The organism is Streptomyces sp. NPDC041124 (assembly GCF_055592385.1).
The window spans coordinates 295,530-322,512 of record NZ_JBVIYR010000008.1 but is presented as its reverse complement, the minus strand read 5'-3'; the positions used below and the strand labels follow the sequence as shown (position 1 = coordinate 322,512).

The window sequence follows — 26,983 nt, the reverse complement described above, 5'->3', positions numbered from 1 at the left end:
AGCGCGACGACCTCGGATTCCCTCGTCGGCCGCTCTCAGGCCGTCGTCACCGCGGCCCGGATCTCGTCCGCGAACCGCTCGGCGGCGTCACGCAGAGCGACCACGTCGGGACCGTGGCGCAACACTCCCCGGCTGACGTTCGGCACCACGTTGCGCACCGCGCTCCCGAACACCGTCGGCAGGTCGGCCGCCGTGGCGCCCTGCGCGCCGATGCCGGGGGCGAGAATCGGACCGTTCATGTCCAGGTCGTAGGAGGACAGGTCGCCGAGCGTCGCGCCGACCACCGCGCCGAAGGAACCCAGCGGCTCCTCGCCGGCGTTCTCCAGGGCCAGGTGTCCGAGCATGGTCGCGCCGATGGTGCGCCCGTCGGCGCGGACCGCGTGCTGTACCTCGCCGCCCTCCGGGTTGGACGTCAGCGCCAGCACGAACAGTCCGGTGCCACTCTCGCGGGCCAGGGCGACGGCCGGGCTCAGGGAGCCGTAGCCGAGGTACGGCGAGACGGTGAGCGCGTCGGAGAACAGGGGCGCGTCCTTGTGGAGGAAGGACGCGGCGTAGGCGGCCATGGTGGAGCCGATGTCACCGCGCTTGGCGTCCATGACGACCAGCGCCCCGGCCGCCCGCGCCTCCCGCACCGTCCTCTCCAGGACGGCGACGCCGCGTGAGCCGAAGCGCTCGAAGAAGGCGATCTGCGGCTTGAGGACGGCGACCCGTCCGGCGACCGCCTCGACGACGGTGCGGCTGAACGACTCCAGGCCCGGCACATCGTCGTTCAGGCCCCACTCGGCGAGCAGGGAGGCGTGCGGGTCGATGCCCACGCACAGCGGGCCCCGCTCGTCCATCGCGCGGCGCAGACGCGCGCCGAAGGGTTCCAGACCTGTCATGCCGGTGTCCTCACGTCGGCGCCCACCGCGTCGGCGAGCGTGGCGTAGGGGCTGGTGCGCAGCCGCGCGGCGAGCCCCTTGTGCATGGCGCGGCCCCAGAGGGGGCCTTCGTAGACGAACGCGCTGTAGCCCTGGACCAGCGTGGCGCCGGCCAGGATGCGCTGCCAGGCGTCCTCGGCGTTCTCGATGCCGCCGACGCCGACCAGGGTGATCCGGTCGCCCACGCGGGCGTAGAGACGGCGCAGCACCTCCAGGGAGCGGGCCTTCAGGGGCGCGCCGGACAGGCCGCCGGTCTCGTTCACGGCCGCGGGGTCGGACGTCAGGCCGAGTCCCGCCCGGGCGATGGTGGTGTTGGTGGCGATGATGCCGTCCAGGCCGAGCTCCACTGCGAGGTCGGCGACCGCGTCGATGTCCTCGTCGGCGAGATCGGGGGCGATCTTCACCAGGAGCGGCACCCGGCGGGCCGGGACGCCGCGGTCGGCGGCCTCGCGGACGGCCGTGAGCAGCGGGCGCAGGTGGTCCACGGCCTGGAGGTCGCGCAGCCCCGGCGTGTTCGGGGAGGAGACGTTGACGACGAGGTAGTCGGCGTACGGGGCGAGCCGCTCGGCGGACTTCACGTAGTCGGCGACGGCCTCGTCCTCGGGGACGGCCTTGGTCTTGCCGATGTTGACGCCGACGACCGTCCGGAAGACGGGCGTGCGGGAGGCGAGGCGCGCCGCCACGGCGAGTGAGCCGTCGTTGTTGAAGCCCATGCGGTTGATCAGGGCCCGGTCGGCGACCAGGCGGAACAGCCGCTTCCTGGGGTTGCCGGGCTGCGGTTCCCCCGTCACGGTGCCGATCTCGACGTGGTCGAAGCCGAGCATCGCCAGGCCGTCGATGCCCACCGCGTTCTTGTCGAAGCCGGCGGCGAGGCCGAAGGGACTGTGCAGGCGCAGCCCGAGGGCCTCGGTGCGCAGCTCCTCGTGGCGCGGGGCGAGCACGGCGGCGGCGAAGGTGCGCAGGACGGGGATCCGCGCGACGAGACGGATCCAGCGGAAGGCCAGGTGATGGGCCTTTTCCGGGTCCATCCGCCGGAAGAGCACGGTGAAGAGGATGTGGTACATGGTGTCTCCATGAAGAGGGGGACACCGTTTCCGGTGTCCCCCTGAGGGCTGCTAGTCGCGGGCCGCGGTCAGATGTTCCGCGTGTTCCTGGAGCGAGCGGACGCCCACGTCCCCGCGGTTGAGCGCGTCGATGCCCTGGACGGCGGCGGCGAGCGCCTGGACCGTGGTCAGGCACGGGACGGAGCGGGCCACGGCGGCCGTGCGGATGTCGTAGCCGTCGAGGCGGCCGCCGGTGCCGTACGGGGTGTTGACGATGAGGTCGACCTCGCCGTCGTGGATGAGCTGGACGATGGTCCGCTCACCGTCCGGGCCGGTGCCCTCGGAGTGCTTGCGCACCACGGTGGCGTTGATGCCGTTGCGCTGGAGGACCTCGGCGGTGCCGGAGGTGGCGAGCAGTTCGAAGCCGTGCGCCACCAGCTCCCGCGCGGGGAAGATCATCGAGCGCTTGTCGCGGTTGGCGACCGAGATGAAGGCGCGCCCCTTGGTGGGCAGGGGCCCGTAGGCGCCGGACTGCGACTTGGCGTAGGCCGTGCCGAAGAGGGAGTCGATGCCCATGACCTCGCCGGTGGAGCGCATCTCCGGGCCGAGCACGGTGTCGACGCCGCGTCCGTGGATGTCCCGGAAGCGGGACCAGGGCAGCACGGCCTCCTTGACGGAGATCGGCGCGTCCAGCGGGAGGGTGCCGCCGTCCCCGGTCGCCGGGAGCAGGCCCTCGGCGCGCAGTTCGGCGATGGTGGCGCCCAGCGAGATCCGTGCGGCGGCCTTCGCCAGCGGCACCGCGGTCGCCTTGGAGGTGAAGGGCACGGTGCGCGAGGCGCGCGGGTTGGCCTCCAGGACGTAGAGGATGTCGCCGGACAGCGCGAACTGGATGTTGATCAGGCCGCGCACCCCTACTCCGCGGGCGATGCCCTCGGTGGAGGCGCGCAGCCGCTTGATGTCGTAGCCGCCGAGCGTGATCGGCGGCAGGGCGCACGCCGAGTCGCCGGAGTGGATGCCGGCCTCCTCGATGTGCTCCATGACACCGCCGAGGTAGAGCTCCTCGCCGTCGTAGAGGGCGTCGACGTCGATCTCTATGGCGTCGTCGAGGAAGCGGTCGACGAGCACCGGCCGGGAGGGGCTGATCTCGGTCGACTCGGTGATGTACGACTCCAGCCGGGCCTCGTCGTAGACGATCTCCATGCCGCGGCCGCCGAGCACGTAGGACGGGCGGACGAGGACCGGGTAGCCGATCTCGTCGGCGATGGCCTTGGCCTCGGCGAAGGTGGTGGCGGTGCCGTGCTTGGGGGCGGGCAGGCCGGCTTCCTTGAGGACCTGGCCGAAGGCGCCGCGGTCCTCGGCGGCGTGGATGGCCTCCGGGGAGGTGCCGACGATCGGCACGCCGTTGTCCTTGAGCGCCTGCGCCAGGCCGAGCGGGGTCTGGCCGCCGAGTTGGACGACGACGCCCGCGACCGGTCCGGCCTGCCGCTCGGCGTGGACGATCTCCAGGACGTCCTCCAGGGTGAGCGGCTCGAAGTAGAGCCGGTCGGAGGTGTCGTAGTCGGTGGAGACGGTCTCGGGGTTGCAGTTGACCATCACGGTCTCGTAGCCCGCGTCGCTGAGCGCGAAGGAGGCGTGGACGCAGGAGTAGTCGAACTCGATGCCCTGGCCGATGCGGTTCGGGCCGGAGCCCAGGATGATCACCGCGGGCTTCTCGCGCGGGGCGACCTCGCTCTCCTCGTCGTAGGAGGAGTAGAAGTACGGCGTCCTCGCGGCGAACTCGGCGGCGCAGGTGTCGACGGTCTTGTAGACCGGCCGGATGCCCAGCGCGTGCCGGACCTCGCGGACGACGTCCTCGCGCAGGCCGCGGATCTCGCCGATCTGCTGGTCGGAGAAGCCGTGCCGCTTGGCCTCGGCGAGCAGGTCGCGGGTCAGCTCGGGCGCTGCGGCCAGCTCGTCGGCGGTCTCCTTGAGGAGGAAGAGCTGGTCGACGAACCAGGGGTCGATCTTCGTGGCGTCGAAGACCTCCTCGGGGGTGGCGCCCGCGCGGATCGCGCCCATGACGGCGTTGATGCGGCCGTCGGTCGGGCGGACCGCCTCGTGCAGCAGCTCCGCCTTGTCGCCGGGCTCGCCGACGAAGGTGAACTGGCTGCCCTTCTTCTCCAGCGAGCGCAGCGCCTTCTGGAACGCCTCGGTGAAGTTGCGGCCGATGGCCATGGCCTCGCCGACCGACTTCATGGTGGTGGTGAGGGTGGAGTCGGCGGAGGGGAACTTCTCGAAGGCGAACCGGGGTGCCTTCACGACGACGTAGTCGAGCGTCGGCTCGAAGGAGGCCGGGGTCTCGCGGGTGATGTCGTTCGGGATCTCGTCGAGGGTGTAGCCGACGGCCAGCTTGGCGGCGATCTTGGCGATCGGGAAGCCGGTCGCCTTGGAGGCGAGCGCCGAGGAGCGCGAGACACGCGGGTTCATCTCGATGACGATGACCCGGCCGTCCTCGGGGTTCACCGCGAACTGGATGTTGCAGCCGCCGGTGTCGACGCCGACCTCGCGGATGACGGCGATGCCGATGTCCCGCAGGGTCTGGTACTCGCGGTCGGTGAGCGTCATCGCCGGGGCGACGGTGATGGAGTCACCGGTGTGCACGCCCATGGGGTCGAAGTTCTCGATGGAGCAGACGACCACGACGTTGTCGTGCTTGTCGCGCATCAGCTCCAGCTCGTACTCCTTCCAGCCGAGGATGGACTCCTCCAGGAGCACCTCGGTGGTCGGCGAGAGGGTGAGGCCCTGACCGGCGATGCGGCGCAGCTCCTCCTCGTCGTGGGCGAAGCCGGAGCCGGCACCGCCCATGGTGAAGGAGGGGCGGACGACGACCGGGTAGCCGCCGAGCTCGTCGACGCCGGCGAGCACCTCGTCCATGGTGTGGCAGATGACCGAGCGGGCGGACTCGCCGTGCCCGATCTTGCCGCGGACGGCCTCGACGACCTCCTTGAACCGGTCGCGGTCCTCGCCCTTGTGGATCGCCTCGACGTTGGCGCCGATCAGCTCGACGCCGTACTTGTCGAGGACGCCGTTCTCGTGCAGGGAGATGGCGGTGTTCAGGGCCGTCTGGCCGCCCAGGGTGGGCAGCAGGGCGTCCGGCCGCTCCTTGGCGATGATCTTCTCGACGAACTCGGGGGTGATCGGCTCGACGTAGGTGGCGTCGGCGATCTCCGGGTCGGTCATGATCGTCGCCGGGTTGGAGTTCACCAGGACGACGCGCAGGCCCTCGGCCTTGAGGACGCGGCACGCCTGGGTGCCGGAGTAGTCGAACTCTGCGGCCTGGCCGATGACGATCGGGCCCGAGCCGATGACCAGGACGGACTGGATATCGGTGCGCTTAGGCACGCTGGCCCTCCATCGGGACGGTGCTCATCAAAGAGGTGAAGCGGTCGAACAGGTAGGCGGCGTCGTGCGGGCCCGCTGCCGCTTCGGGGTGGTACTGGACGCTGAAGGCCGGCCTGTCGAGCAGCTGGAGGCCCTCCACCACGTTGTCGTTGAGGCAGACGTGGGAGACCTCGGCGCGGCCGTAGGGGGTGTCGGAGACCTTGTCGAGCGGGGCGTCGACGGCGAATCCGTGGTTGTGCGCGGTGACCTCGACCTTGCCGGTCGTGCGGTCCTGCACCGGCTGGTTGATGCCGCGGTGGCCGTACTTCAGCTTGTAGGTGCCGAAGCCGAGGGCGCGGCCGAGGATCTGGTTGCCGAAGCAGATGCCGAAGAGCGGGGTGCCGCGCTCCAGGACCGCCCGCATGACGGAGACCGGGTGGTCGGCGGTGGCGGGGTCGCCGGGGCCGTTGGAGAAGAACACGCCGTCGGGGTTGACGGCGTAGACGTCGTCCACGGTCGCCGTGGCCGGCAGGACGTGCACCTCGATGCCGCGCTCGGCCATGCGCTGCGGGGTCATGCCCTTGATACCGAGGTCGATGGCGGCGACGGTGAACTTCTTCTCGCCGATGGCCGGGACGACGTACGGCTCGGTGGTGGCGACCTCGGCGGAGAGGTCGGCGCCCTCCATCTCGGGTGCTTCCTTGACGCGGGCGAGCAGGGTCGCGTCGTCGCGCACCGTGTCGCCGCTGAAGATGCCCACCCGCATGGCGCCGCGCTCGCGCAGGTGGCGGGTGAGTGCGCGGGTGTCGATGCCGCAGATGCCGACGACGCCCTGGGCGGCGAGCTCCTGGTCCAGCGAGCGCGTCGAGCGCCAGTTGGACGGCACGCGTGCGGGGTCGCGCACGACGTAGCCGGAGACCCAGATCTTCCTGGACTCCATGTCCTCGTCGTTGACGCCCGTGTTGCCCACGTGCGGGGCGGTCATCACGACCACCTGGCGGTGGTAGGACGGGTCGGTGAGGGTCTCCTGGTAGCCGGTCATGCCGGTGGAGAACACCGCTTCGCCGAAGGTCTCCCCCACTGCCCCGTAGGCGCGGCCGCGGAAGATCCGGCCGTCCTCCAGGACGAGTACGGCGGGAACCTTGGCGGTTCCCCTGGTGGAGGTTGTCATCGTGCGCCTTCCGTCTTGTTGATCAGGTGATTGAGGGCCTCGACCCATGCGTTGTGCTCGGCGGCGTGGTCGGAGCGGAAGCCGGAGTCGATCAGCCGCTCGCCGTGCGCCCAGGTGACGACCAGCAGACCGCCCTCGGTGAGGACCTTGCCGGCGATGCCCTTGTCGAGCCGGGCCCCGCGCAGCGCGTCCGCCGGGACGAAGAAGTCGTCCGCTCCCGGTCGTACGACGTCCACTCCCGCGTCGGTGAGCGTCAGCTCGGCACGGCTGCGGGTGCCCAGACCGTGCGCCACGATGCGGTCGAGCCACTGACCGGCGGTGGTGGAGCCGTGGTAGCGGCCGCTCATGCTCAGTTTCGCCGGGCCCGGGTCGTCCGGCGCGCTGTGCAGCTCCGGCAGGTCGCCCTGGAGGGTGCCCCGCCACCGCCAGCCCTCGCGCATCAGCCAGTAGACGAGCGCCACGAACAGGGCGAGTCCGACGACCCAGCCGATCCGGGCGGCCCAGTCGGTCACTTCCGCCGATTCCTTCTCGGCGGCCAGCAGGATGAGAGGTGTCACGTGAGCTTCCCGTCGACGAGCGTGGCCTTGCCCCGGAGCCAGGTGTGGGTGACACGGCCCGGCAGCTCGCGGCCCTCGTAGGGTGTGTTGCGGCTGCGCGAGGCGAAGCCCGCGGGGTCCACGGACCCACGGTATGCCGTGTCGACGAGGGTGAGGTTGGCGGGCTCACCTGCCGAGACGGGACGGCCGTGGCCCTCGGCCCGCCCGATGCGCGCGGGCGTGAAGGACATGCGGTCGGCGACGCCCGCCCAGTCCAGCAGGCCCGTGTCCACCATCGTCTCCTGGACCACCGACAGGGCGGTCTCCAGGCCGACCATGCCCATGGCGGCCGCGGCCCACTCGCAGTCCTTGTCCTCGTGCGGGTGCGGGGCGTGGTCGGTGGCGACGATGTCGATCGTCCCGTCGGCGAGTGCCTCGCGCAGCGCCAGCACGTCGCGTTCGGTGCGCAGCGGCGGGTTGACCTTGTAGACCGGGTTGTAGGTGCGGACCAGCTCGTCGGTGAGGAGGAGGTGGTGCGGGGTGACCTCCGCGGTGACGTCGATGCCGCGGGACTTGGCCCAGCGGACGATCTCGACGCTGCCCGCCGTGGACAGGTGGCAAATGTGGACGCGGGAGCCGACGTGCTCGGCGAGCAGCACGTCCCGCGCGATGATCGATTCCTCGGCGACGGCGGGCCAGCCGCCGAGGCCGAGCTCGGCGGAGACGACGCCCTCGTTCATCTCGGCGCCCTCGGTGAGCCGCGGCTCCTGGGCGTGCTGGGCGACGACCCCGCCGAAGGCCTTCACGTACTCCAGGGCGCGGCGCATGATCACGGCGTCGTGGACGCACTTGCCGTCGTCGGAGAAGACGGTGACGCCGGCCGCGGACTCGTGCATGGCGCCCAGTTCGGCGAGCTTCTTCCCCTCGAGGCCGACGGTGACGGCGCCGATGGGCTGCACGTCGCAGTAGCCGGACTCCTGGCCGAGCCGCCAGACCTGCTCGACGACGCCCGCGGTGTCGGCGACCGGGAAGGTGTTGGCCATGGCGAAGACGCTGGTGTAGCCGCCGCCGGCCGCGGCCCGGGTGCCGGTGAGCACCGTCTCGGAGTCCTCGCGGCCGGGTTCGCGCAGGTGGGTGTGCAGGTCGACCAGGCCCGGCAGGAGGACCTTGCCGGCGGCCTCGACGACCTCGGCGCCCTCGGCCGTCAGCCCGGTGCCGACCCGGGCGATCGTCTCACCGTCGACCAGGACGTCCTGCGGCTTGCCGCCGAGCACCTTCGCACCACGGATCAGGATCTTGCTCATCGTCTCTACTTCTCCTCGGTGGTACGGGCGTGGGACACGGCGGGCTCGTTGCCGCCCAGCAGCAGGTAGAGGACGGCCATGCGGATGGAGACCCCGTTGGTGACCTGCTCGATCACGGTGCAGCGGTCGGAGTCCGCGACCTCGGCGGTGATCTCCATGCCGCGGACCATCGGCCCCGGGTGCATCACGATGGCGTGCCGCGGCATCCGCGCCATGCGCTCGCCGTCGAGGCCGTAGCGGCGCGAGTACTCCCGCTCGGTGGGGAAGAACGCGGCGTTCATCCGCTCGCGCTGCACGCGCAGCATCATCACCGCGTCGGACTTCGTGAGCGTGGAGTCGAGGTCGTACGACACCTCGCACGGCCAGGTGTCGATGCCGACCGGCAGCAGGGTCGGCGGGGCGACGAGGGTGACCTCGGCGCCGAGGGTGTGCAGCAGGTCGACGTTGGAGCGGGCGACCCGGCTGTGCAGGATGTCGCCGACGATGGTGATGCGCCGGCCGGAGAGGTCCTGGCCGATCCCCGCGTCCCGGCCGACGAGCCGGCGCCGCATGGTGAAGGCGTCGAGCAGGGCCTGGGTGGGGTGCTGGTGGGTGCCGTCGCCGGCGTTGATGACGTGTGCGTCGATCCAGCCGGAGGTGGCCAGCCGGTAGGGGGCTCCCGAGGCGCCGTGCCGGATGACCACGGCGTCCACGCCCATGGCCTCCAGGGTCTGGGCGGTGTCCTTCAGGGATTCGCCCTTGGAGACGCTGGAGCCCTTGGCGGTGAAGTTGATGACGTCCGCGGACAGCCGCTTCTCCGCGGCCTCGAAGGAGATCCGGGTGCGGGTGGAGTCCTCGAAGAAGAGGTTCACGACCGTGCGGCCGCGCAGGGTCGGCAGTTTCTTGATCGGCCGGTCGGCGACCCGGGCCATCTCCTCGGCGGTGTCGAGGATCAGGACGGCGTCGTCGCGGGTGAGGTCGGCGGCCGAGATGAGATGACGCTGCATCTGTCAGGCTCCGTAAGGCAGTTCAATGAGGCGAAATCGGGCAGACGGGTACGCGCGTGGGCGTGCCGAGCCGGCACACGCCGTCGGCGTGCGCCCGAAGTGCTACTGGGCGGTCTGCTTGGCGCCGAGCAGCACGGTGTCGCGACCGTCCTCCTCGGCGAGCAGGACCTTGACCGTCTCCCGCAGCGACGTGGGGAGGTTCTTGCCGACGTAGTCGGCACGGATGGGCAGTTCGCGGTGGCCGCGGTCGACGAGGACGGCGAGCTGCACCGCGCGGGGCCGCCCGATGTCGTTCAGCGCGTCGAGGGCGGCGCGGATGGTGCGGCCGGAGAAGAGCACGTCGTCGACGAGGACGACGAGGCGGCCGTCGATGCCGTCACCGGGGATCTCGGTGCGGGCCAGCGCACGCGGCGGGTGCATGCGCAGGTCGTCGCGGTACATGGTGATGTCGAGCGAGCCGACCGGGACCTTGCGCTCGGTGATCTCCTCGAGCTTGGCGGCGAGCCGCTGGGCGAGGAAGACGCCTCTGGTCGGAATGCCGAGGAGCACCACGTCGTCGGCGCCCTTGGCGCGTTCGACGATCTCGTGGGCGATGCGGGTCAGGACCCGGGCGATGTCGGGGCCTTCGAGGACGGGCCGCGCGTCGGGCTGCGCGTCCTGGGAGCCTTGCGTGTACTGCGTGTGCTGCTTGTCCATGTGACACGGACCTCCTTCTCCGCCTCACGGGACGGACATTAAAGGACGTCGGATTGCGTCGCTCAATCTATCAGGTCGGGATCAGCCCGCAGCGACACCCCTGATCACTCGAATGGAGCAGCCCATCTTCGCTACCACGGAAGAGTCGGTGTGGACCATTCGGCTTGACGCACGAGAGTAACGCTGCGTAACCTCACAGTGAGTTACCAGCCGCGCGGCATGGAAACCAGCCAGAGCCGCGTCGACACAGTGCCGGGGAGCTATATGTCCAGCGAATACGCCAAACAGCTCGGGGCCAAACTCCGGGCGATCCGCACCCAGCAGGGCCTTTCCCTCCACGGTGTCGAGGAGAAGTCCCAGGGCCGCTGGAAGGCGGTCGTGGTCGGTTCGTACGAGCGCGGCGACCGGGCCGTGACCGTGCAGCGCCTCGCGGAGCTGGCGGACTTCTACGGCGTCCCGGTGCAGGAGCTGCTGCCGGGCACGACCCCGGGCGGCGCCGCCGAGCCGCCGCCGAAGCTGGTCCTGGACCTGGAGCGGCTGGCCACGGTGCCGGCCGAGAAGGCGGGCCCGCTGCAGCGCTACGCGGCGACGATCCAGTCGCAGCGCGGCGACTACAACGGCAAGGTGCTCTCCATCCGCCAGGACGACCTGCGCACCCTCGCCGTCATCTACGACCAGTCGCCCTCGGTCCTGACCGAGCAGCTGATCAGCTGGGGCGTGCTGGACGCGGACGCGCGCCGCGCGGTGGCCTCGCACGAGGAGTAGGGCTGCGCGGGTCACGCAGAAACGTGCCGCCGGGGGCCGGAACCACATGGTTCCGGCCCCCGGCGGTTTTCGCGGGCGTGGCGGTCTCGGCGCGGGCCGTCGAAGTGGGGCGCGCGGCCCGCCCCGCCCCCGGCGGGGCTACTCCCGGCGCAGGGACGGCTTGAGTTCCTTCAGCCGGCCCAGCAGGCCGTTCACGAAGGAGGGCGACTCGTCCGTGGAGAACTCCTTCGCCAGCTGCACCATCTCGTCCAGGACGACCGCGTCCGGGGTCTCGTCGACCCAGATCAGCTCGTAGGCGCCCAGGCGCAGGATGTTGCGGTCGACGACCGGCATCCGGTCCAGGGTCCAGCCGACCGAGTACTGGGAGATCAGCTCGTCGATGCGCTGCGCGTGTTCCGCGTAGCCCTCGACGAGCTGCATCGTGTACTCGCTCACCGGCGGCTGCCGGGTGTCGGACCGGGCGTGCCGGATCCAGTCGGCGAGGACCGTCAGGACCTCGGTGCCGCGCTGGTCGCCCTCGAAGAGGATCTGAAAGGCGCGCTTGCGGGCCGTGTTGCGGGCAGCCACGGTTAGCTGTTCACCCGGCCGAGGTAGTCGCTGGTGCGGGTGTCGACCTTGATCTTCTCACCGGTGGTGATGAAGAGGGGGACCTGGATCTGGTGGCCGGTCTCCAGGATCGCCGGCTTGGTGCCGCCGGTGGAGCGGTCGCCCTGCACGCCCGGCTCGGTCTCCTGGATGGTCAGCTCGACCGCGGCGGGCAGCTCGACGAAGAGCACCTCGCCCTCGTGCTGCGCGACGGTGGCCTCGAAGCCCTCGATGAGGAAGTTCGCGGCGTCGGCGACCGTCTTGCGGTCGATGTGCAGCTGGTCGTAGGTCTGCATGTCCATGAAGACGAAGTAGTCGCCGTCCATGTACGAGAACTGCATGTCACGCTTGTCGACGGTGGCCGTTTCGACCTTGACGCCGGCGTTGAAGGTCTTGTCGACGGTCTTGCCGGACAGCACGTTCTTCAGCTTGGTGCGCACGAAGGCCGGGCCTTTGCCGGGCTTGACGTGCTGGAACTCGACGACGGACCAGAGCTGGCCGCCTTCGAGCTTGAGCACCATGCCGTTCTTGAGGTCGTTCGTGGAAGCCACGGTTGCGGAATCTCCTGGACTGGACTGACGTGGACGACGGCCGGGGCGGGGGCAGGCGCACAGCACGGGGGCTAGAGCGCGAGCAGCTCCTTGGTCGTGATGGTGAGTAGCTCGGGTCCGCCGTCCGCCTCGGGGCGTACGACGAGCGTGTCATCGATCCGGACTCCGCCCCGGCCGGGGAGGTGGACCCCCGGTTCGACGGTCACCGGCACGCAAGCGTCCAGTTTACCCATGGCCGCAGGGGTCAATTGAGGGTCCTCGTCGATTTCCAGTCCTACGCCGTGACCGGTGCGCCCGGGGAGCGCCTCGGCGTACCCGGCGGAGTCCAGGACATGGCGCGCCGCGCGGTCCACGTCACGGCAGGCGGCGCCCGGTACGAGGGACTCCCGGCCGGCGCGCTGGGCCGAGAAGACGAGGTCGTACAGCTCGATCTGCCAGTCCGCCGGGGCCGTGCCGATGACGAACGTACGGCCGATCTCGCAGCGGTAGCCGCGGTAGGTGGCGCCGAGGCAGACGGAGAGGAAGTCGCCCTCCTCGACGCGGCGGTCGGTGGGGCGGTGGCCGGGGCGGCCGGCGTTCGGGCCGGTGGCCACCGAGGTGGGGAAGGCGGGGCCGTCGGCGCCGTGGTCGACGAGGCGGCGTTCGAGTTCGAGGGCGAGGTGGCGTTCGGTGCGGCCGACGAGGATGGACTCCAGGAGTTCGCCCAGGGCCTGGTCTGCGATCTCCGCGCCGATGCGGAGGCAGGAGATCTCCTCCTCGTCCTTGACGACGCGGAGCTGTTCCACGGCTCCGGCGATGCCGGTGAGGCGGAGTCCCGGGGCCGCGGAGTGGATCTCGCGGTGCCGGGTCACGGTGAGGTGGTGCTCCTCGACGGCGAGGGAGTCGACGCCCTGGGCGAGGGCGAGACCGGCGGCGGCGACGGCGGGGTCGGCGCCGACGCCGTCCGTCACATGCAGGCGCAGTGATGCGTCGGGGCGGCCCTGCGGGGAGCGGTCGTCGAAGGGGGCCGCGCAGAGGAGGACGTCTTCGGTGCCGCCCAGGAGCAGGACGGCGCCTTCGAGGGCGGCGCCGGCGAGGTAGCGCACGTTGGCGGGGCGGGACACCAGCGCCGCCGTGCTGCCGACCGCGTTGCAGCATTCCCGTAGACGCGCCCGGCGCACCGCGTAGACCTCAGACATTCTTCGAGCGTAGGAGCGGTGGCCGGATGTCGCCGGTCGAGCGGGGCCGAGTGGGGGGCCGGGCGGGCTGCGGGCTGTGGGCTGCGCGACGGTGCGTCGTGGGTCCGGGGGTCGTGGGTCGGGGGTGTGGTGGGGCGGTGGGGTCGCCGCGGTCGGGCCTGCCGCCACCGGCACGGTGAACCGTGTGGGGACCGGGTGAGCGGCGGCCTCCGCCGCCGCACCACCACACCCCCTCCCGTGCATCGGCGCCCGCGGGAGCGTCCTGCCGCGTCACCAGTGGTCGCCGCGGGCGCGACCGCTCAGATCCGGACAGGTGCGCGCCGGGCGGGCTGGTCATGGCGGGGAAACGTGGGGCGCCTGGTCACCACTGGGGTGGGCTGGCTATCGCGCGGGCCAGGACGTCGTCCAGGACGCGGGCCGTTTCCGGTATGTCCAGCTGAGAGTTGTCGATGATCGGCAGGCCCGAGCCGTACCAGCCGGCCATGCGGCCGTGGATACGGGCCACCTCCTCGTCGCTGAGGCGGCGATTGCCGGTGCGCTCCGCGTTGCGCTCCAGGACGATGTCCAGGCCGGGCAGGAGGACGACGGGCAGCAGGCCGGGGCCCACGTGGCGCTTCCAGCCGCCGAGGCCGACGACCGGACGGTCGGGGAAGACCGCGTCGTCGAGGATGCAGGAGATGCCGTTGGCCAGGAAGTTGCGCGCGGCGAAGCCGCAGGTGCGGCGGGCCAGGCGGTACTGCGCCTCGGAGTTGTCGTTCCACCCGGACTGCGGGTCGGCGAAACCCGAGCGGACCCACTCGCGTACGTCGTCGAGACTGATGTGGGCGGTCGGGACCCTGCGGTGGTCCGCCCAGTGCTTGGCCACGCTCGTCTTGCCGGCGCCCGCCGGCCCTATGAGCAGCACCGCGATGCTCGTAGCGGCCGGGTCCGCCGCCGCGGGGGCCTGCGGGGGGCTGGGCATGGCGACCGGGCCGCCGGGTGGCAGTGCCACATGGCCGGTGGTGTCCGGCGGCGGGGGCATCGAGGCGTGCTGCGGGCCCGCGGGGGGCACGGGCACGGGATAGCCCGGTGCCGGAGGGGGCACGGGGGCGGGTCCCGGGTGCTGGCCCGGGTGGTGTGCGGCCGGTGACCAGCCGACGGCCGGTCCGTGCCCCGGCTGGTGGGGCGGCGGCAGCGGAGAACCCACTGCGTGCTGCATCCGGTGCCACTCCGTCTCGTACAGGCAATGGGGCGCTGACAGCGGGGGTGGTGCCCCGCGTGCTACCGAACGGTACCGCCCCCTGCCGTCGTGGTGTGAACGGCCGGGGGCGGTGATGAGTGCCCGGGTTACTGACCCACCTCGCCGTACGCGGCGAGCAGGACGGCCGGGTCGGGGGCTTCGAGCACCGTGGGCCGGGCGAGCCCGTCGAGGACGATGAAACGCAGCATGTCGCCGCGGGACTTCTTGTCGACCTTCATGTTCTCCAGCAGCTTGGGCCACTGGTCGTAGCGGTAGTGCAGCGGCAGGCCCACCGACTTCAGGATCGTGCGGTGGCGGTCGGCGGTGGCGTCGTCGAGGCGGCCCGCGAGGCGGCCCAGTTCGGCGGCGAAGTGCATGCCGACGGACACGGCCGCCCCGTGGCGCCACTGGTAGCGCTCGTTCTTCTCGACGGCGTGGCCGAGCGTGTGGCCGTAGTTCAGGATCTCGCGCAGCCCGGATTCCTTCAGGTCGGAGGAGACCACGTCGGCCTTGACCCGGATCGAGCGTTCGATGAGTTCCGCGGTGTGCGGGCCCGCCGGGGTGCGGGCGGCCTCGGGGTCGGACTCGATCAGGTCGAGGATCCCCGGGTCGGCGATGAAGCCCGCCTTGATCACCTCGGCGAGTCCGGACACGTAGTCGTTGACCGGGAGGGAGTCCAGTGCGGCCAGGTCGCACAGGACGCCGGCGGGCGGGTGGAAGGACCCGACGAGGTTCTTGCCCTCCGCGGTGTTGATGCCGGTCTTGCCGCCGACGGCCGCGTCGACCATGGCCAGGACCGTGGTCGGGACGGCGATCCAGCGGACTCCGCGCAGCCAGGTCGCCGCGACGAACCCGGCCAGGTCGGTGGTGGCGCCGCCGCCGACCCCCACGATGACGTCGGTGCGGGTGAAGCCGGACTGGCCGAGCGCCTTCCAGCAGTAGGCGGCGACCTCGGCGGTCTTGGCCTCCTCCGCGTTCGGCACCTGGATGGCGATCGCTTCGTAGCCCTGGTCCGCGAGGTCCGCGCGGAGCGCGTCGCCGGTCTCGGCGAGCGCCTCGGGGTGCACGACCGCGACCCGCCTGGCCCGGTCGCCGACCAGCCCGCCGAGCTCACCGAGGAGCTGACGGCCCACCAGCACCTCGTAGGGGTCGGTGCCCGCCGAGCCCGCGATGTGGATCCGGGTCACTGCCTCGTTGCTCATGCTTCCTTCAGCTCCAGTGCGTTCAGGGCGGCTTCGGCGACCTCTTCGGGGCTACGGCCGTCCGTGGGCACGACAGCCGTGGCGACCTCCTCGTAGAGGTGCCTTCGGGCCTCCATCAGCTCGCGCCACTGCTTGCGCGGGTTGACCGCGAGCAGGGGCCGGGCGGCGCCCAGGCCGGTGCGCCGGACCGCCTCCTCGACGTCCATCGAGAGGTAGACGACCCGCCGCGCGGCGAGCAGCGTGCGGGTGTCCTCGTCCAGGACCGCGCCGCCGCCCAGGGCCAGGACGCCCTCGTGCTCGGTGAGCGCCGAGCGCACGGCGCGCTTCTCGACGGCCCGGAAGGCCGCTTCGCCGTCGTCGACGAAGATGTCGGCGATGGTCCGGTTCTCGGCGGCGACGATGTCGTCGTCGGTGTCCCGGTAGCCGACGCCGAGGCGCTCGGCCAGCAGCCGGCCGACGGTGGACTTGCCCACGCCCATCGGGCCGACGAGCACGATCCGCGGACTCATCGGATGGCCAGGTTGTCGAGGTACGACGTCACGTTGCGGCGGGTCTCGGTGACGCTGTCGCCGCCGAACTTCTCCGCGACGGCGTCCGCGAGGACCAGGGCGACCATGGCCTCGGCGACGATACCGGCGGCCGGCACGGCGCAGACGTCGGAGCGCTGGTGATGGGCGGCCGCCTCCTCGCCGGTGGCGACGTCGACGGTCCTCAGCGCGCGCGGCACGGTCGCGATCGGCTTCATCGCCGCGCGCACGCGCAGCAGTTCGCCGGTGGTCAGTCCGCCCTCGGTGCCGCCGGAGCGGCCGGAGGCGCGCCTGATGCCGTCAGGGGTGGTGAGGATCTCGTCGTGCGCCTTCGAGCCGGGTACCCGGGCGAGGTCGAACCCGTCGCCGACCTCCACGCCCTTGATGGCCTGGATGCCCATGAGGGCGGCGGCCAGGCGGGCGTCGAGACGGCGGTCCCAGTGGACGTGGGAGCCGAGACCGACGGGAACGCCGTAGGCCAGCACCTCGACGACCCCGCCGAGGGTGTCGCCGTCCTTGTGGGCCTGGTCGATCTCCGCGACCATCGCCTCCGAGGCGTCGGCGTCCAGGCAGCGCACCGGGTCGGCGTCCAGCCGCTCCACGTCCGCCGGCGTCGGGTACACGCCGTACGGTGCCTTCGCCGACGCCAGTTCGACGACGTGGCTGACGATGTCGATGCCGGCCGTCTCCTTGAGGTACGAGCGGGCCACCGCGCCCAGCGCCACGCGGGCGGCGGTCTCACGGGCGGAGGCGCGCTCCAGGATCGGGCGGGCCTCGTCGAAGTCGTACTTCTGCATCCCGGCCAGATCGGCGTGGCCGGGGCGGGGGCGGGTCAGCGGGGCGTTGCGCGCCAGGCCGGCCAGGATCTCGGGGTCGACCGGGTCGGCCGCCATGACCTGCTCCCACTTCGGCCATTCGGTGTTGCCCACCATGACCGCGACCGGGGAGCCGAGGGTCTTGCCGTGCCGTACGCCGCCGAGGAAGGTGACCTCGTCACGCTCGAACTTCATCCGGGCACCGCGACCGTAGCCCAGCCGCCGCCTCGCGAGGTGGTCCGCCACCATGTCCGTGGTGATCGGCACGCCGGCGGGAAGACCCTCCAGCGTCGCGACGAGTGCGGGACCGTGGGACTCCCCCGCGGTCAGCCAGCGCAACCTGCTCAACGGTGCTCCTCCGTGCTTCGCGCCCCTATGCCGTGTGTACGCGACCGTTCGCGTACCGCTGTGGCGTGACGGGGTGCGCGGCCCCGGTCCGCCACCACCGATCCTCCCACGTCCGGGCGGGGGACCCGGCCGCCGGTCCATCAGGCGGACGGGCGTGATCGCGCTCCGGGCGGCGGGGGGATCAGGCGGTGCCCTCTCCCTGTCCCCGCCGGGGCGCGTAGGCGCCGAGGAAGTCGGCACCGCTCGGCTGCCGGGTGGGCGGTGTCGTCGGCCCGGACGCGGGCTGCGCCGGCCGGGGGGCGTAGGGGCCCAGATGGTCGGCGCCGCTGCCCTGCTGCCGCTGCGGTGCGTAGGGGCCGAGGTGGTCGGCGCCGCGGCCCTGGTCGTTCCGGTTCACCGTGGCGGCCGGCGGTGCGGAGGCGGCCGCCCGGCGGCGCGCCGCCCTGTTCCTGATCTTGACGATCCAGGACACCACGACGGCGAGCAGGATCAGGGCCAGGCCCGTGGTCTGCGCCCATTCGGGCAGGAAGCCCAGCACGGCTTCGAATATCTGGGATTTCCACGATGCCAGCGGCATGCCTGTGGTCATGGAACGCGCTCCCCCTCCCGTGCCCCGCCCCCTGCGGAACACGGGAGTGGATCTTAGCGGGCGGCGAGGGCCCGTTCTCCCGCTTTTCGCATGGCGTCCAGCGGGGCCGGCGAGCGCCCCGTCATCTGTTCCACCTGCAGCACCGCCTGGTGCACCAGCAGGTCGAGCCCACTGATCACGGCACCTCCGGAGGCGGACCAGCGAGCGGCGAGGGCGGTCGGCCACGGGTCGTAGAGCACGTCGAAGAGGGCCCCCGGACGTTCCGGGACGGCCCGGGCGAGCACGTCCGTGACACCGGCCGGGGTGGTGCTGACGACCAGCGGCGCGTGGAGGGCCTGTTCGGCGTCCTCCCAGTCGGCGATGCGCACCGGGACGCCGAGCCGCTCGGCCCACTGGCGCATCTCGGCCGCCCGGGCCTCGCTGCGGACGTGGACGGTCACCTCACCCGTGCAGATCCGCGCGAGGGCGGCGAGCGCGGAGGAGGCGGTGGCTCCGGCGCCGAGGACGGCGGCGGTCCCGACCGTGTCGATGCCGTGCTCGCGCAGGGCGGCGACGATGCCGGGGATGTCGGTGTTGTCACCGGTCCTGCGGCCGTCCTCGTGGAGGACGACGGTGTTGACCGCGTCGACCGAGGCGGCCGTTGCGCTGATCCGGTCGAGCAGCGGGACGACCGCCCGCTTCAGCGGCATGGTCAGGGACAGGCCGGCCCACTGCGGGCCCAGCGTCTCGAAGAACCGGGGCAGTGCCTCCTCGTCCACCTCGAAACGCTCGTACGTCCATCCCTCGAGCCCCAGTTCCGCGTACGCGGCCCGGTGCAGCACCGGGGAGAGGGAGTGGGCGATCGGGGAGCCGAGGACGGCGGCGCGGCGCGGGGTCATCCGCTCTGCCTGGATTTGTTGAACTCCTTGACCAGTTCCGCGTGTTCGGCGTTGGTCCTGGTGAACTTGCTGGTCTTCCCGTCGAGCGAGATGAAGTAGAACCAGCCGTCGTCCGTCGGGTCGAGCGCGCCCTTGACCGCGTCCTCGCCCGGATTGCTGATCGGTCCGGGCGGCAGACCCTTGTAGAAGTACGTGTTGTACAGGTTGTCGTAGTTCCTGAGTTCCGCGAGGGTCAGGTCGATCTTGCTCTGGTTCTTGATGTAGTTGTACGTGGAGTCGAACTCCAGCATGCCGTTGGTCTCGGTGTTGCCGGGTTCGAGGCGGTTGTAGATGACCTCGGCCATCTTGCGGAAGTCGCTGTGGCTGGTGCCCTCGGCCTGGACGAGGCTGGCGACGGTGAGAAGCTGCCACGGGTTCTCGAGCCCGAGCTTCGCGGCCTCCTCCTCGACCCCCAGCTTGTCGTACACCTCGGCGGCCTGCGCCACCATGCGCTTGAGGACGTCCTCGGGCTTCTGTCCCTTGGAGACACCGTAACTGGAGGGGAAGAGGAATCCTTCCAGCGGGTCGTTGACGTCCTTGTGGTTCTGGGCCCACTCGGGCAGGCCGAGCTTCTCCCAGTCCTCCTTGGCCACCTTGGCCGTGGTGCCCGGCGACACCCCGAGACGCGCGTCGATGAGCTTGTAGATGTCGGCGTTGCGCTTGCCCTCGGCGATGATCAGGTTGTTGCGGCTCTTCGGGCTGAGCATCAGCTCCACCGCGCTGGCGGCCGACATCTCCTTCTGCAGCGTGTACACGCCGTCCTGGATGGTGTTGCCCTGCGGGTTGGACGCCTGGGCCGCGACGAACGCGTCGACGCTCTTGACGACGCCGTTCTTCTTCAGTTCCTGGCCGATGGCGTAGCCGCCCGAGCCCTTGGGGATCGTGACGGTCACCTCCTGGCCGTTGCCGCCGCCCGCGTAGTCCTCGGGGCTGCCGAAACGATCCTGGTAGAACTGGTAGCCGAAGTAGCCGACACCGGCCAGGCCGCCGCCGAAGACCGCGACCACGACGAGGCAGGCCAGACCGCTGCGTCGTTTCCTCTCCTTGCCGCCGCGGCGCTCACCGCTTCCGCGCCGGCCGGCCGGCTCGTCGTCGCGGTCGTCGTCGCCTGCGAAGAAGGCGTGCTCGCCCTGGTCGGGACCCGGGTCCCAGTCGCTGTCCGGCTCGGGGTCGGTGCGGCGGCGGTTGGGCGGTTCGGGCGGCGGATAGGCGTCGGGGGTGCCGTAGTCGTCGCTCTGGTCCCCGCCGTAGGTCCCGGGCTGCTGCCCGTACGGGTTCGCCGGGTCGGCGGCGTAGGGGTCCTGCCGGTGATGCGCGCCGGCGGGCCAGCCGTTCTGGTCGTACTGCGGCTGCTGCTGAGAGGCGTACTGCTGGTCGTACTGGGGGTACTGCGGCTGCTGCCCGTAGCCCTGCTGGTCGTGCCGCTGCCCGTAGCCGTGCTGCTCGCCGGTGCCCCAGTCGCCGTACTGCTGCGTCTGCGGCTGCTGCGGATACTGCTGCGGCTGGCCGCCGTAAGGGGACGGCTGACCCTGCTGGGCCTGCTGTCCTCCCCATCCGCCGTCCCCGTACAACGGGTCGTCCGGACTCCACGGTTCGGAGCCTTGGCCCCGGCCATACTCAGTCATCGATCCCCTAGAGCCGCGAGGCGGCGGTCGCCCGGCCACCTGAAGACCACGGCTTCCGTCCCGTCCCTCTCTGTGCGCCGGGCTGTTCGAACACCGCCCGCATCGCGCGGAACGTTACCGTATCGCGATCAGATGACCACTTCGACGCCCTCGCCGGGTGGTCTGCCTGACACCCGTTCGGATTCCAGTGCCTGCTGGAGGATGATCACCGCGGCCGCCTGGTCGATGACGGAGCGGCCCTTCTTGGACTTCACGCCGGAGGCACGCAGCCCCTGACTGGCCGTCACCGTCGTCATGCGTTCGTCGACGAGGCGCACCGGAACGGGCGCGATCAGGCGGGCCAGTTCGAGGACGAAGCCGCGGACCTTCGCGGCGGCGGGGCCCTCGCCCCCCTTGAGGGAGCGGGGCAGGCCGACGACGACCTCGATGGGCTCGTACTCCTCGACGAGCTGCCTCAGTCTGCGGTGCGCGGCCGGGACGTCCCGGCCGGGGACGGTCTCGACGGGGGTGGCGAGGATGCCGTCGGGGTCGCAGGAGGCGACCCCGATGCGGGCGTCCCCGACGTCGACCGCGAGACGGCGGCCGCGGCGCATCGCCGGGCCGTCCGTCTGCTCCTGAGCGGGGCCGTTCACTTGGCGGTGTCCGCCACGAGGCGCTCGACGGCGTCGACGGCCTCGCCGACGGCGGCCGGGTTCTGGCCGCCGCCCTGGGCGACGTCCGGCTTGCCGCCGCCACCGCCGCCGAGGGTCTTGGCGGCGGCGCGGACCAGGTCACCGGCCTTGAGACCGCGCTCGCGGGCGGCCTCGTTGGTGGCGATGACGGTGAGGGGCTTGCCGTTGCTGACCGCGAAGAGGGCGACGACGGCGGCCCGGCCTCCCCGGATGCGGCCGCGCACGTCGAGGACCAGCTTGCGCAGGTCGTCGGCGGCGGTGCCGTCCGGGACCTGACCGGTGACCAGCGCGACGCCCTTGATGTCCTTGGCGGACTCGGCGAGGCCGGCGGCGGCCTGGAGGACCTTCTCGGCGCGGAACTTCTCGATCTCCTTCTCGGCGTCCTTCAGCTTGCCGAGCATGGCGGAGACCTTCTCCGGCAGCTCCTCGGAGCGGCCCTTGAGCAGTTCGGTGAGCTGGTTGACGACCGTGTGCTCACGGGCGAGGAAGGTGTAGGCGTCCACGCCGACCAGGGCCTCGATGCGGCGCACCCCGGAGCCGATGGACGACTCGCCGAGCAGCTTCACCAGTCCGAGCTGGGCGGTGTTGTGCACGTGGGTGCCGCCGCACAGCTCCTTGGAGAAGTCGCCGATGGTGACGACGCGGACGCGCTCGCCGTACTTCTCGCCGAACTCGGCGATGGCGCCCTGCTTCTTGGCCTCGTCGATGCCCATGACGTCGGCGCGCACGTCGAGGTCGCGGGCGAGCACCTCGTTGATCTTCTGCTCGACGTCGAGCATGACCGTCTGCGGTACGGCGGACGGGGAGCCGAAGTCGAAGCGGAAGCGGCCGGGCTGGTTCTCGGAGCCGGCCTGGGCGGCCGTCGGGCCGAGGGCGTCGCGCAGCGCCTGGTGGGTGAGGTGGGTGGCCGAGTGGGCGCGGGCGATCGACTTGCGCCGGCGGTCGTCGATCGAGGCGTGGGCCTTGGCGCCGACGGTGATCTCGCCTACCTGCACGACGCCCTTGTGGACGTAGACGCCGGGGACCGGCTTCTGGCAGTCGCGGATCTCGATGACGGCGCCGGAGTCGGCCCTGATCCGGCCGGTGTCGCCGATCTGGCCGCCGCCCTCGGCGTAGAAGGGGGTGCGGTCGAGGACGATCTCGACCTCGTCGCCCTCGGTGGCGGCGGGCGAGGAGACGCCGTCGACGAGGATGCCGACGACCGTGGACTCGCCCTCGGTGTCGGTGTAGCCGATGAAGTCGGTGGCCCCGGCGCGGTCGGCGATCTCACGGTAGGCGCCGAGGTCGGCGTGGCCGGTCTTCTTGGACCGGGCGTCGGCCTTGGCCTTCTCCCGCTGCTCCTTCATCAGGCGGCGGAAGCCGTCCTCGTCCACGGAGAGCCCCTGCTCGGCGGCCATCTCCAGGGTGAGGTCGATCGGGAAGCCCCACGTGTCGTGGAGCAGGAAGGCCTTGTCGCCGGGCAGCACGGTGGAGCCGGCGGACTTGGTGTCGGTGATGGCCGTGTCGAGGATGTTGGTGCCGGCCTTCAGCGTCTTCAGGAAGGCGTTCTCCTCGGCGACGGCGACCTTCTCGATCCGCTCGCGGTCGGTGACCAGCTCCGGGTACTGCTGCCCCATCATGCGGATGACGACGTCGATCAGGTCCCTGACCACCGGGCCGGTGGCGCCGAGCAGACGCATGTTGCGGATGGCGCGGCGCATGATGCGGCGCAGCACGTAGCCGCGGCCCTCGTTGCCCGGGGTGACGCCGTCACCGATGAGCATCACGGAGGTGCGCATGTGGTCGGTCACCACGCGCAGGGAGACGTCCGAGCCCTGGGCGTCCCCGTAGCGGACGCCGGTCAGCTCGGTCGCCTTGTCGATCACGGCCATGGAGGTGTCGATCTCGTACATGTTCTGCACGCCCTGCAGAATCATGGCGAGCCGCTCGAGGCCGAGGCCGGTGTCGATGTTCTTGCTCGGCAGGTCGCCGAGGATCGGGTAGTCCTTGCCGGGACCCTCGCCGCGCTCGTACTGCATGAAGACGAGGTTCCAGATCTCCACGTACCGCTCGTCGTTGACGGCGGGGCCGCCCTCGACGCCGAACTCGGGGCCGCGGTCGTAGTTGATCTCGGAGCAGGGGCCGCAGGGGCCGGGGACGCCCATGTCCCAGAAGTTGTCCTTCTTGCCGAGGCGCTGGATGCGCTTGGCGGGCACACCGACGACGTCGCGCCAGATCTGCTCGGCCTCGTCGTCGTCCTGGTAGACGGTGATCCACAGGCGCTCGGGGTCGAGGCCGTAACCGCCCTTGTCCTGGGCGCCGGTGAGCAGCTCCCAGGCGAGCTTGATGGCGCCTTCCTTGAAGTAGTCGCCGAAGGAGAAGTTGCCGCACATCTGGAAGAAGGTGCCGTGCCGGGTGGTCTTGCCGACCTCTTCGATGTCGGGCGTGCGCACGCACTTCTGCACGCTGGTGGCGCGCTCGAAGGGCGGCTTGACCTCGCCCAGGAAGTACGGCTTGAAGGGCACCATGCCGGCCGGGACGAGCAGCAGAGTCGGGTCGTCCGCGATGAGCGACGCCGAAGGGACGACGGTGTGCCCGCGCTCCTCGAAGAAGCTCAGCCAGCGGCGGCGGATCTCGGCCGACTCCATCAGTGGTCCTCATTCCGGTTGTACGGGTACGTCGGGTACGTCGACTGGTGCGCGGGGCCCTCGACGTACTTGGGGCTGTTGCGGTTCTCGATGACGGCGTAGCCCCGGGGCGGGGGGAGTTCGCGGTCGACGGGGGCGTCGAGCCCGAGCGCGTCGCTCAGTTCGGCCTCGCGCCGGGCCATGTTGTCGCGGACCTCGTGCGCGAAGTCGACCGCGCGGTCCCTGAGCCGGCCGCCTGCCTCGATCGCCTTGTTCGCCGCGGTGACGGCGAGGTGCTCGGGCGTCAGCTGCTTGATCTTGCGGTTGACCTTGGTGGTGGCCCACACTCCGGCGGCGACGCCGCTGGTGAACCAGAACGTTCGGCGGAACATCGCTGGGTCAGTCCCTCTTTCCCCGGGTCCGCTTGTCACGCCGCGCGCCCGGGACGGTGCGGCCCACGATCACGGAACGCCTCGGCTCCCTGGCCGGGGCGTCGTCCTTGCGGCCGCTGACGGCCCGGCGTACGCCGTAGCCGAAGGCGGCGACCTTGACCAGCGGGCCGCCGAAGGTGGAGGCCACGGTGGTCGACAGCGCGGAGGCGTTGGACGTGACCTCCTGGACGTCGGAGGCGATCGCGTCGACCCGCTCGATCTGGGTCTGCGCGGACCGCACCGCCGTGGAGGCGTCCGCCAGCAGCGGGACCGCCTGGTCGGTCACCTCCGCCACGAGCCTGGTGGTCGCCCGGAGCGTCTGGGCCAGCCTCGCCAGCGCGACGGCGAGGAAGGAGACCAGGATCGCCCAGAACACGGCCACCAGGATTCCGGCCACCTCGCCACCGGACACTGTGTGCACCCGCTCCCTTGTCACGCGCCTGAACATCGAGAAATTCGTGTACCCGAGCCTATCGCGCCCATGACGCCCCTCCGTACCGGATTACGGTGCGCCACCGGCCGGGTCGCCGCACGGAGGGCCTGCCGGGCGCGGACCGGCCCGGGCCAAGACGAGCCCGCCGCCTCCTGCCGCCCACGAGGGCGGGGAGACGGCGGGCTCGGGATACCGCGTGCCTGCTGGGATCAGCGGGCGTAGTACTCGACGACGAGCTGCTCGTCGCAGATCACCGGGATCTCCTTGCGGTTCGGCTCACGGTCCAGGCGGAACGCCAGGGCCTTGAGGTTCACCTGGAGGTAGCGCGGGATCTCACCGTCGGGGGCGAAGCCACCCTCACGGGCGATCGTGAAGAGGGTCTTCTCCTTGCTGCGCTCACGGACCTGCACGACGTCGTCCGGGCGGACACGGAAGGAGGGCTTGTCGACCTTCTTGCCGTTGACCTGGATGTGGCCGTGCGTGACCATCTGGCGGGCCTGGTAGATCGTGCGGGCGATGCCCGAACGCAGGACCAGCGCGTCGAGACGGCGCTCGAGCTCGATGACGAGGGCCTCGCCGGTCTTCATCGAGGTCTTGGAGGCGCGCTCGTAGGCGCGGACCAGCTGGCGCTCGGAGAGGTCGTACTGCGCGCGCAGACGCTGCTTCTCCAGCAGACGGACCTTGTAGTCCGAGTTCTGCTTGCGGCCACGGCCGTGCTCACCCGGCGGGTAGGGGCGGGCCTCGAAGTACTTGACGGCCTTCGGGGTCAGCGCGATGCCGAGGGCACGCGACTTCTTGACCTTGGGGCGGGACTGGTTCGCCACTTCTTTTCCTTTTCCTCTTCGGCTGCCTCAGGGTTACGGGAGGTCGCATCCGCAGCCGGGGATTCCCATCGGGTCCGGGGGACCTGGTGGGCAGCCGCTCCCCTGGTCTGGGCACATACGTGCAGCACACGAACGGCCCACCGACCGGTCCCCTGACGTGCGGGTGGTGGTGGGCTGCCCGCGACACCTACGACGGTGCGCGACGCTCCTGGATCGAAGATCCGGCTGGGTGTCCCGCCTGAGGCGCCGACCGGAGCCGGACACGGGACTCAGCACTGCGCACGATTCTACAGGGTGGTCAGGGCCGCTTCCGACCGAGGTGCTTCCTGGTCCACTCCACCGCGTCCGCGTAACGGGCCTCCGCGCCGTGCCGGGTGGGCTCGTAGTACTCCCGGTCCTTCAGCGCGTCCGGCGCGTACTGCTGGGCGGCGATCCCCTCGGGCAGGTCGTGCGGGAAGGTGTAGCCCTTTCCGTGCCCCAGCTTCGTCGCGCCCTTGTAGTGGCTGTCCCGCAGGTGCGACGGCACGGGCCCGGCAAGGCCCTTGCGCACGTCGTCCAGGGCGGCGCCGATGGCGGTGGTCGCCGCGTTGGACTTGGGGGCGAGAGCGAGGGCGATGGTGGCGTGGCTGAGGGTGAGCGCGGCCTCGGGGAAGCCGATCATGGCGACGGCCTGGGCGGCGGCGACCGCGACGGGCAGGGCGGTGGGGTCGGCGAGGCCGATGTCCTCGCTGGCGGAGATCATCAGCCGGCGGGCGATGAAGCGGGGGTCCTCGCCGGCCTCGATCATGCGGGCCAGGTAGTGCAGGGCGGCATCCACGTCGGAGCCGCGGATGGATTTGATCAGGGCGCTGGCGACGTCGTAGTGCTGGTCGCCGTCCCGGTCGTACTTCACCGCCGCCCGGTCGACCGTCTCCTCCAGGGTGGCCAGGGTGATCTCCGCCTCGCCCTTGTCGAGGGCGGCGCCGGCTGCGGCCTCCAGGGCGGTGAGCGCGCGCCGGGCGTCACCCCCCGCGATCCGCTGGAGGTGGTCCGCGGTGTCGTCGGGGAGGGCGAGGGCGCTCTTGAGGCCCCGCTCGTCGGTGAGGGCCCGCTGGAGCAGGTCCCGGATGTCGGCGTCGGTGAGCGGTTCGAGGGTGAGCAGCAGGGAGCGGGAGAGCAGCGGCGAGATGACCGAGAAGTAGGGGTTCTCGGTGGTGGCGGCGATCAGGGTGACCCAGCGGTTCTCCACGGCCGGGAGCAGGGAGTCCTGCTGCGCCTTGCTGAAACGGTGGATCTCGTCGAGGAAGAGGACGGTCTCCTGGCCGTATCCGCCGGAGGCGCGGCGGGCGCCGTCGATGACCGCGCGGACCTCCTTGACGCCCGCGGTGATCGCCGACAGCTCCACGAAGCGCTTGTTGGTGGCCTTGGAGACGACGTAGGCCAGGGTCGTCTTGCCGGTGCCGGGAGGGCCCCAGAGGATCACCGAGGAGGGACCCGCGGGGCCCGAGGCGCCTTCACCGACCAGTCTGCGCAGGGGGGAGCCCGGCTTCAGCAGGTGCTGCTGGCCCACCACCTCGTCGAGGGTGCGCGGGCGCATCCGGACCGCCAGCGGGCTGCCGGTCGGGTCCTTCTCCTGGCGTTCTTCTGCTGCGGCGGTGAACAGGTCGGGCTCCACGCTGAAACCCTAAGGCACCGCACCGAC

The 26,983-nt window shown here is 71.3% G+C and carries 25 protein-coding genes; 1 reads left to right on the top strand and 24 read right to left on the bottom strand.

Annotation, left to right across the window (positions count from 1 at the left end):
- Positions 1 to 35: 35 nt before the first annotated feature.
- From pyrF to pyrR, 8 genes are all read right to left on the bottom strand, one after another.
- Positions 36 to 881: an orotidine-5'-phosphate decarboxylase gene (gene pyrF / locus ACZ6A9_RS23400; RefSeq protein WP_468988428.1), complete on the bottom strand. Its 846-nt coding sequence runs from the start codon at positions 879 to 881 to the stop codon at positions 36 to 38.
- Positions 878 to 1,984: a quinone-dependent dihydroorotate dehydrogenase gene (locus tag ACZ6A9_RS23395; RefSeq protein ID WP_468988425.1), complete on the bottom strand. Its 1,107-nt coding sequence runs from the start codon at positions 1,982 to 1,984 to the stop codon at positions 878 to 880. Before ACZ6A9_RS23395 ends, pyrF begins: the two co-directional genes overlap by 4 nt.
- 51 nt (positions 1,985 to 2,035) lie before the next feature.
- The gene (gene carB / locus ACZ6A9_RS23390; RefSeq protein WP_468988423.1) at positions 2,036 to 5,344 is read right to left on the bottom strand and encodes a carbamoyl-phosphate synthase large subunit; all 3,309 of its coding nucleotides are present in this window, start codon (positions 5,342 to 5,344) and stop codon (positions 2,036 to 2,038) included.
- Positions 5,337 to 6,494, bottom strand: a complete 1,158-nt coding sequence (gene carA, locus ACZ6A9_RS23385) for a glutamine-hydrolyzing carbamoyl-phosphate synthase small subunit (RefSeq protein ID WP_468988421.1) — start codon at positions 6,492 to 6,494, stop codon at positions 5,337 to 5,339. The genes carB and carA overlap by 8 nt, the downstream gene beginning before the upstream one ends.
- On the bottom strand, positions 6,491 to 7,051 hold the full coding sequence (locus ACZ6A9_RS23380) for a PH-like domain-containing protein (protein WP_468988417.1): 561 nt from the start codon (positions 7,049 to 7,051) through the stop codon (positions 6,491 to 6,493). The genes carA and ACZ6A9_RS23380 overlap by 4 nt, the downstream gene beginning before the upstream one ends.
- Positions 7,048 to 8,334 carry a dihydroorotase gene (locus ACZ6A9_RS23375; protein WP_468988415.1) on the bottom strand — a complete coding sequence of 429 codons (1,287 nt, stop codon included), beginning with the start codon at positions 8,332 to 8,334 and terminating at the stop codon, positions 7,048 to 7,050. Before ACZ6A9_RS23375 ends, ACZ6A9_RS23380 begins: the two co-directional genes overlap by 4 nt.
- 5 nt (positions 8,335 to 8,339) lie before the next feature.
- Positions 8,340 to 9,320 (bottom strand): aspartate carbamoyltransferase catalytic subunit, encoded by a 981-nt coding sequence (locus ACZ6A9_RS23370; RefSeq protein WP_468988412.1) that lies wholly within the window; start codon positions 9,318 to 9,320, stop codon positions 8,340 to 8,342.
- Positions 9,321 to 9,422: 102 nt separating this feature from the next.
- Positions 9,423 to 10,016 carry a bifunctional pyr operon transcriptional regulator/uracil phosphoribosyltransferase PyrR gene (gene pyrR, locus ACZ6A9_RS23365; RefSeq protein WP_468988409.1) on the bottom strand — a complete coding sequence of 198 codons (594 nt, stop codon included), beginning with the start codon at positions 10,014 to 10,016 and terminating at the stop codon, positions 9,423 to 9,425.
- A 264-nt stretch (positions 10,017 to 10,280) separates the two neighbouring features.
- Here pyrR and bldD point away from each other — a divergent pair, with 264 nt between their 5' ends.
- A complete protein-coding gene (gene bldD, locus ACZ6A9_RS23360) occupies positions 10,281 to 10,781 on the top strand; it encodes a transcriptional regulator BldD (RefSeq protein ID WP_190100073.1) in 501 nt (166 codons plus the stop codon).
- Positions 10,782 to 10,919: 138 nt separating this feature from the next.
- Here the strand turns inward: bldD and nusB are convergent, their stop codons facing one another.
- The 16 genes from nusB to ACZ6A9_RS23280 all read right to left on the bottom strand — a co-directional run bounded on the left by nusB (position 10,920) and on the right by ACZ6A9_RS23280 (position 26,956).
- Complete coding sequence (gene nusB, locus ACZ6A9_RS23355) at positions 10,920 to 11,348, bottom strand: transcription antitermination factor NusB (RefSeq protein ID WP_468988405.1); 429 nt, start codon at positions 11,346 to 11,348, stop codon at positions 10,920 to 10,922.
- 2 nt (positions 11,349 to 11,350) lie between these two features.
- On the bottom strand, positions 11,351 to 11,917 hold the full coding sequence (efp, locus tag ACZ6A9_RS23350) for an elongation factor P (RefSeq protein WP_189560233.1): 567 nt from the start codon (positions 11,915 to 11,917) through the stop codon (positions 11,351 to 11,353).
- A gap of 71 nt (positions 11,918 to 11,988) precedes the next feature.
- On the bottom strand, positions 11,989 to 13,095 hold the full coding sequence (locus tag ACZ6A9_RS23345; RefSeq protein ID WP_468988400.1) for an aminopeptidase P family protein: 1,107 nt from the start codon (positions 13,093 to 13,095) through the stop codon (positions 11,989 to 11,991).
- A gap of 361 nt (positions 13,096 to 13,456) precedes the next feature.
- Positions 13,457 to 14,293, bottom strand: a complete 837-nt coding sequence (locus tag ACZ6A9_RS23340) for a Pro-rich N-terminal domain-containing protein (protein ID WP_468988396.1) — start codon at positions 14,291 to 14,293, stop codon at positions 13,457 to 13,459.
- 128 nt (positions 14,294 to 14,421) lie between these two features.
- Entirely contained in the window at positions 14,422 to 15,516 is a 1,095-nt protein-coding gene (aroB, locus tag ACZ6A9_RS23335) for a 3-dehydroquinate synthase (protein ID WP_468988393.1), read from the bottom strand.
- Positions 15,513 to 16,025, bottom strand: coding sequence for a shikimate kinase (locus ACZ6A9_RS23330; RefSeq protein ID WP_468988389.1), 513 nt, complete (start codon positions 16,023 to 16,025; stop codon positions 15,513 to 15,515). The genes aroB and ACZ6A9_RS23330 overlap by 4 nt, the downstream gene beginning before the upstream one ends.
- Positions 16,022 to 17,206: a chorismate synthase gene (gene aroC / locus ACZ6A9_RS23325; protein WP_468988386.1), complete on the bottom strand. Its 1,185-nt coding sequence runs from the start codon at positions 17,204 to 17,206 to the stop codon at positions 16,022 to 16,024. The genes ACZ6A9_RS23330 and aroC overlap by 4 nt, the downstream gene beginning before the upstream one ends.
- A gap of 181 nt (positions 17,207 to 17,387) precedes the next feature.
- Positions 17,388 to 17,795, bottom strand: a complete 408-nt coding sequence (locus tag ACZ6A9_RS23320) for a hypothetical protein (RefSeq protein ID WP_468988382.1) — start codon at positions 17,793 to 17,795, stop codon at positions 17,388 to 17,390.
- Positions 17,796 to 17,848: 53 nt separating this feature from the next.
- Positions 17,849 to 18,673 carry a shikimate dehydrogenase gene (locus tag ACZ6A9_RS23315; RefSeq protein WP_468988374.1) on the bottom strand — a complete coding sequence of 275 codons (825 nt, stop codon included), beginning with the start codon at positions 18,671 to 18,673 and terminating at the stop codon, positions 17,849 to 17,851.
- Positions 18,670 to 20,337: an endolytic transglycosylase MltG gene (mltG, locus tag ACZ6A9_RS23310; protein WP_468988370.1), complete on the bottom strand. Its 1,668-nt coding sequence runs from the start codon at positions 20,335 to 20,337 to the stop codon at positions 18,670 to 18,672. The genes ACZ6A9_RS23315 and mltG overlap by 4 nt, the downstream gene beginning before the upstream one ends.
- 128 nt (positions 20,338 to 20,465) lie before the next feature.
- Positions 20,466 to 20,930, bottom strand: a complete 465-nt coding sequence (gene ruvX / locus ACZ6A9_RS23305) for a Holliday junction resolvase RuvX (protein ID WP_468988670.1) — start codon at positions 20,928 to 20,930, stop codon at positions 20,466 to 20,468.
- 35 nt (positions 20,931 to 20,965) lie between these two features.
- Entirely contained in the window at positions 20,966 to 23,635 is a 2,670-nt protein-coding gene (alaS, locus tag ACZ6A9_RS23300) for an alanine--tRNA ligase (RefSeq protein WP_468988367.1), read from the bottom strand.
- On the bottom strand, positions 23,635 to 24,006 hold the full coding sequence (locus tag ACZ6A9_RS23295; protein WP_468988364.1) for a hypothetical protein: 372 nt from the start codon (positions 24,004 to 24,006) through the stop codon (positions 23,635 to 23,637). Before ACZ6A9_RS23295 ends, alaS begins: the two co-directional genes overlap by 1 nt.
- Positions 24,007 to 24,013: 7 nt before the next feature.
- A complete protein-coding gene (locus tag ACZ6A9_RS23290; RefSeq protein WP_468988361.1) occupies positions 24,014 to 24,466 on the bottom strand; it encodes a DUF948 domain-containing protein in 453 nt (150 codons plus the stop codon).
- 221 nt (positions 24,467 to 24,687) lie between these two features.
- Positions 24,688 to 25,302 (bottom strand): 30S ribosomal protein S4, encoded by a 615-nt coding sequence (gene rpsD / locus ACZ6A9_RS23285; protein WP_189560244.1) that lies wholly within the window; start codon positions 25,300 to 25,302, stop codon positions 24,688 to 24,690.
- A 298-nt stretch (positions 25,303 to 25,600) separates the two neighbouring features.
- Entirely contained in the window at positions 25,601 to 26,956 is a 1,356-nt protein-coding gene (locus tag ACZ6A9_RS23280; protein ID WP_468988358.1) for a replication-associated recombination protein A, read from the bottom strand.
- Positions 26,957 to 26,983: the final 27 nt, after the last annotated feature.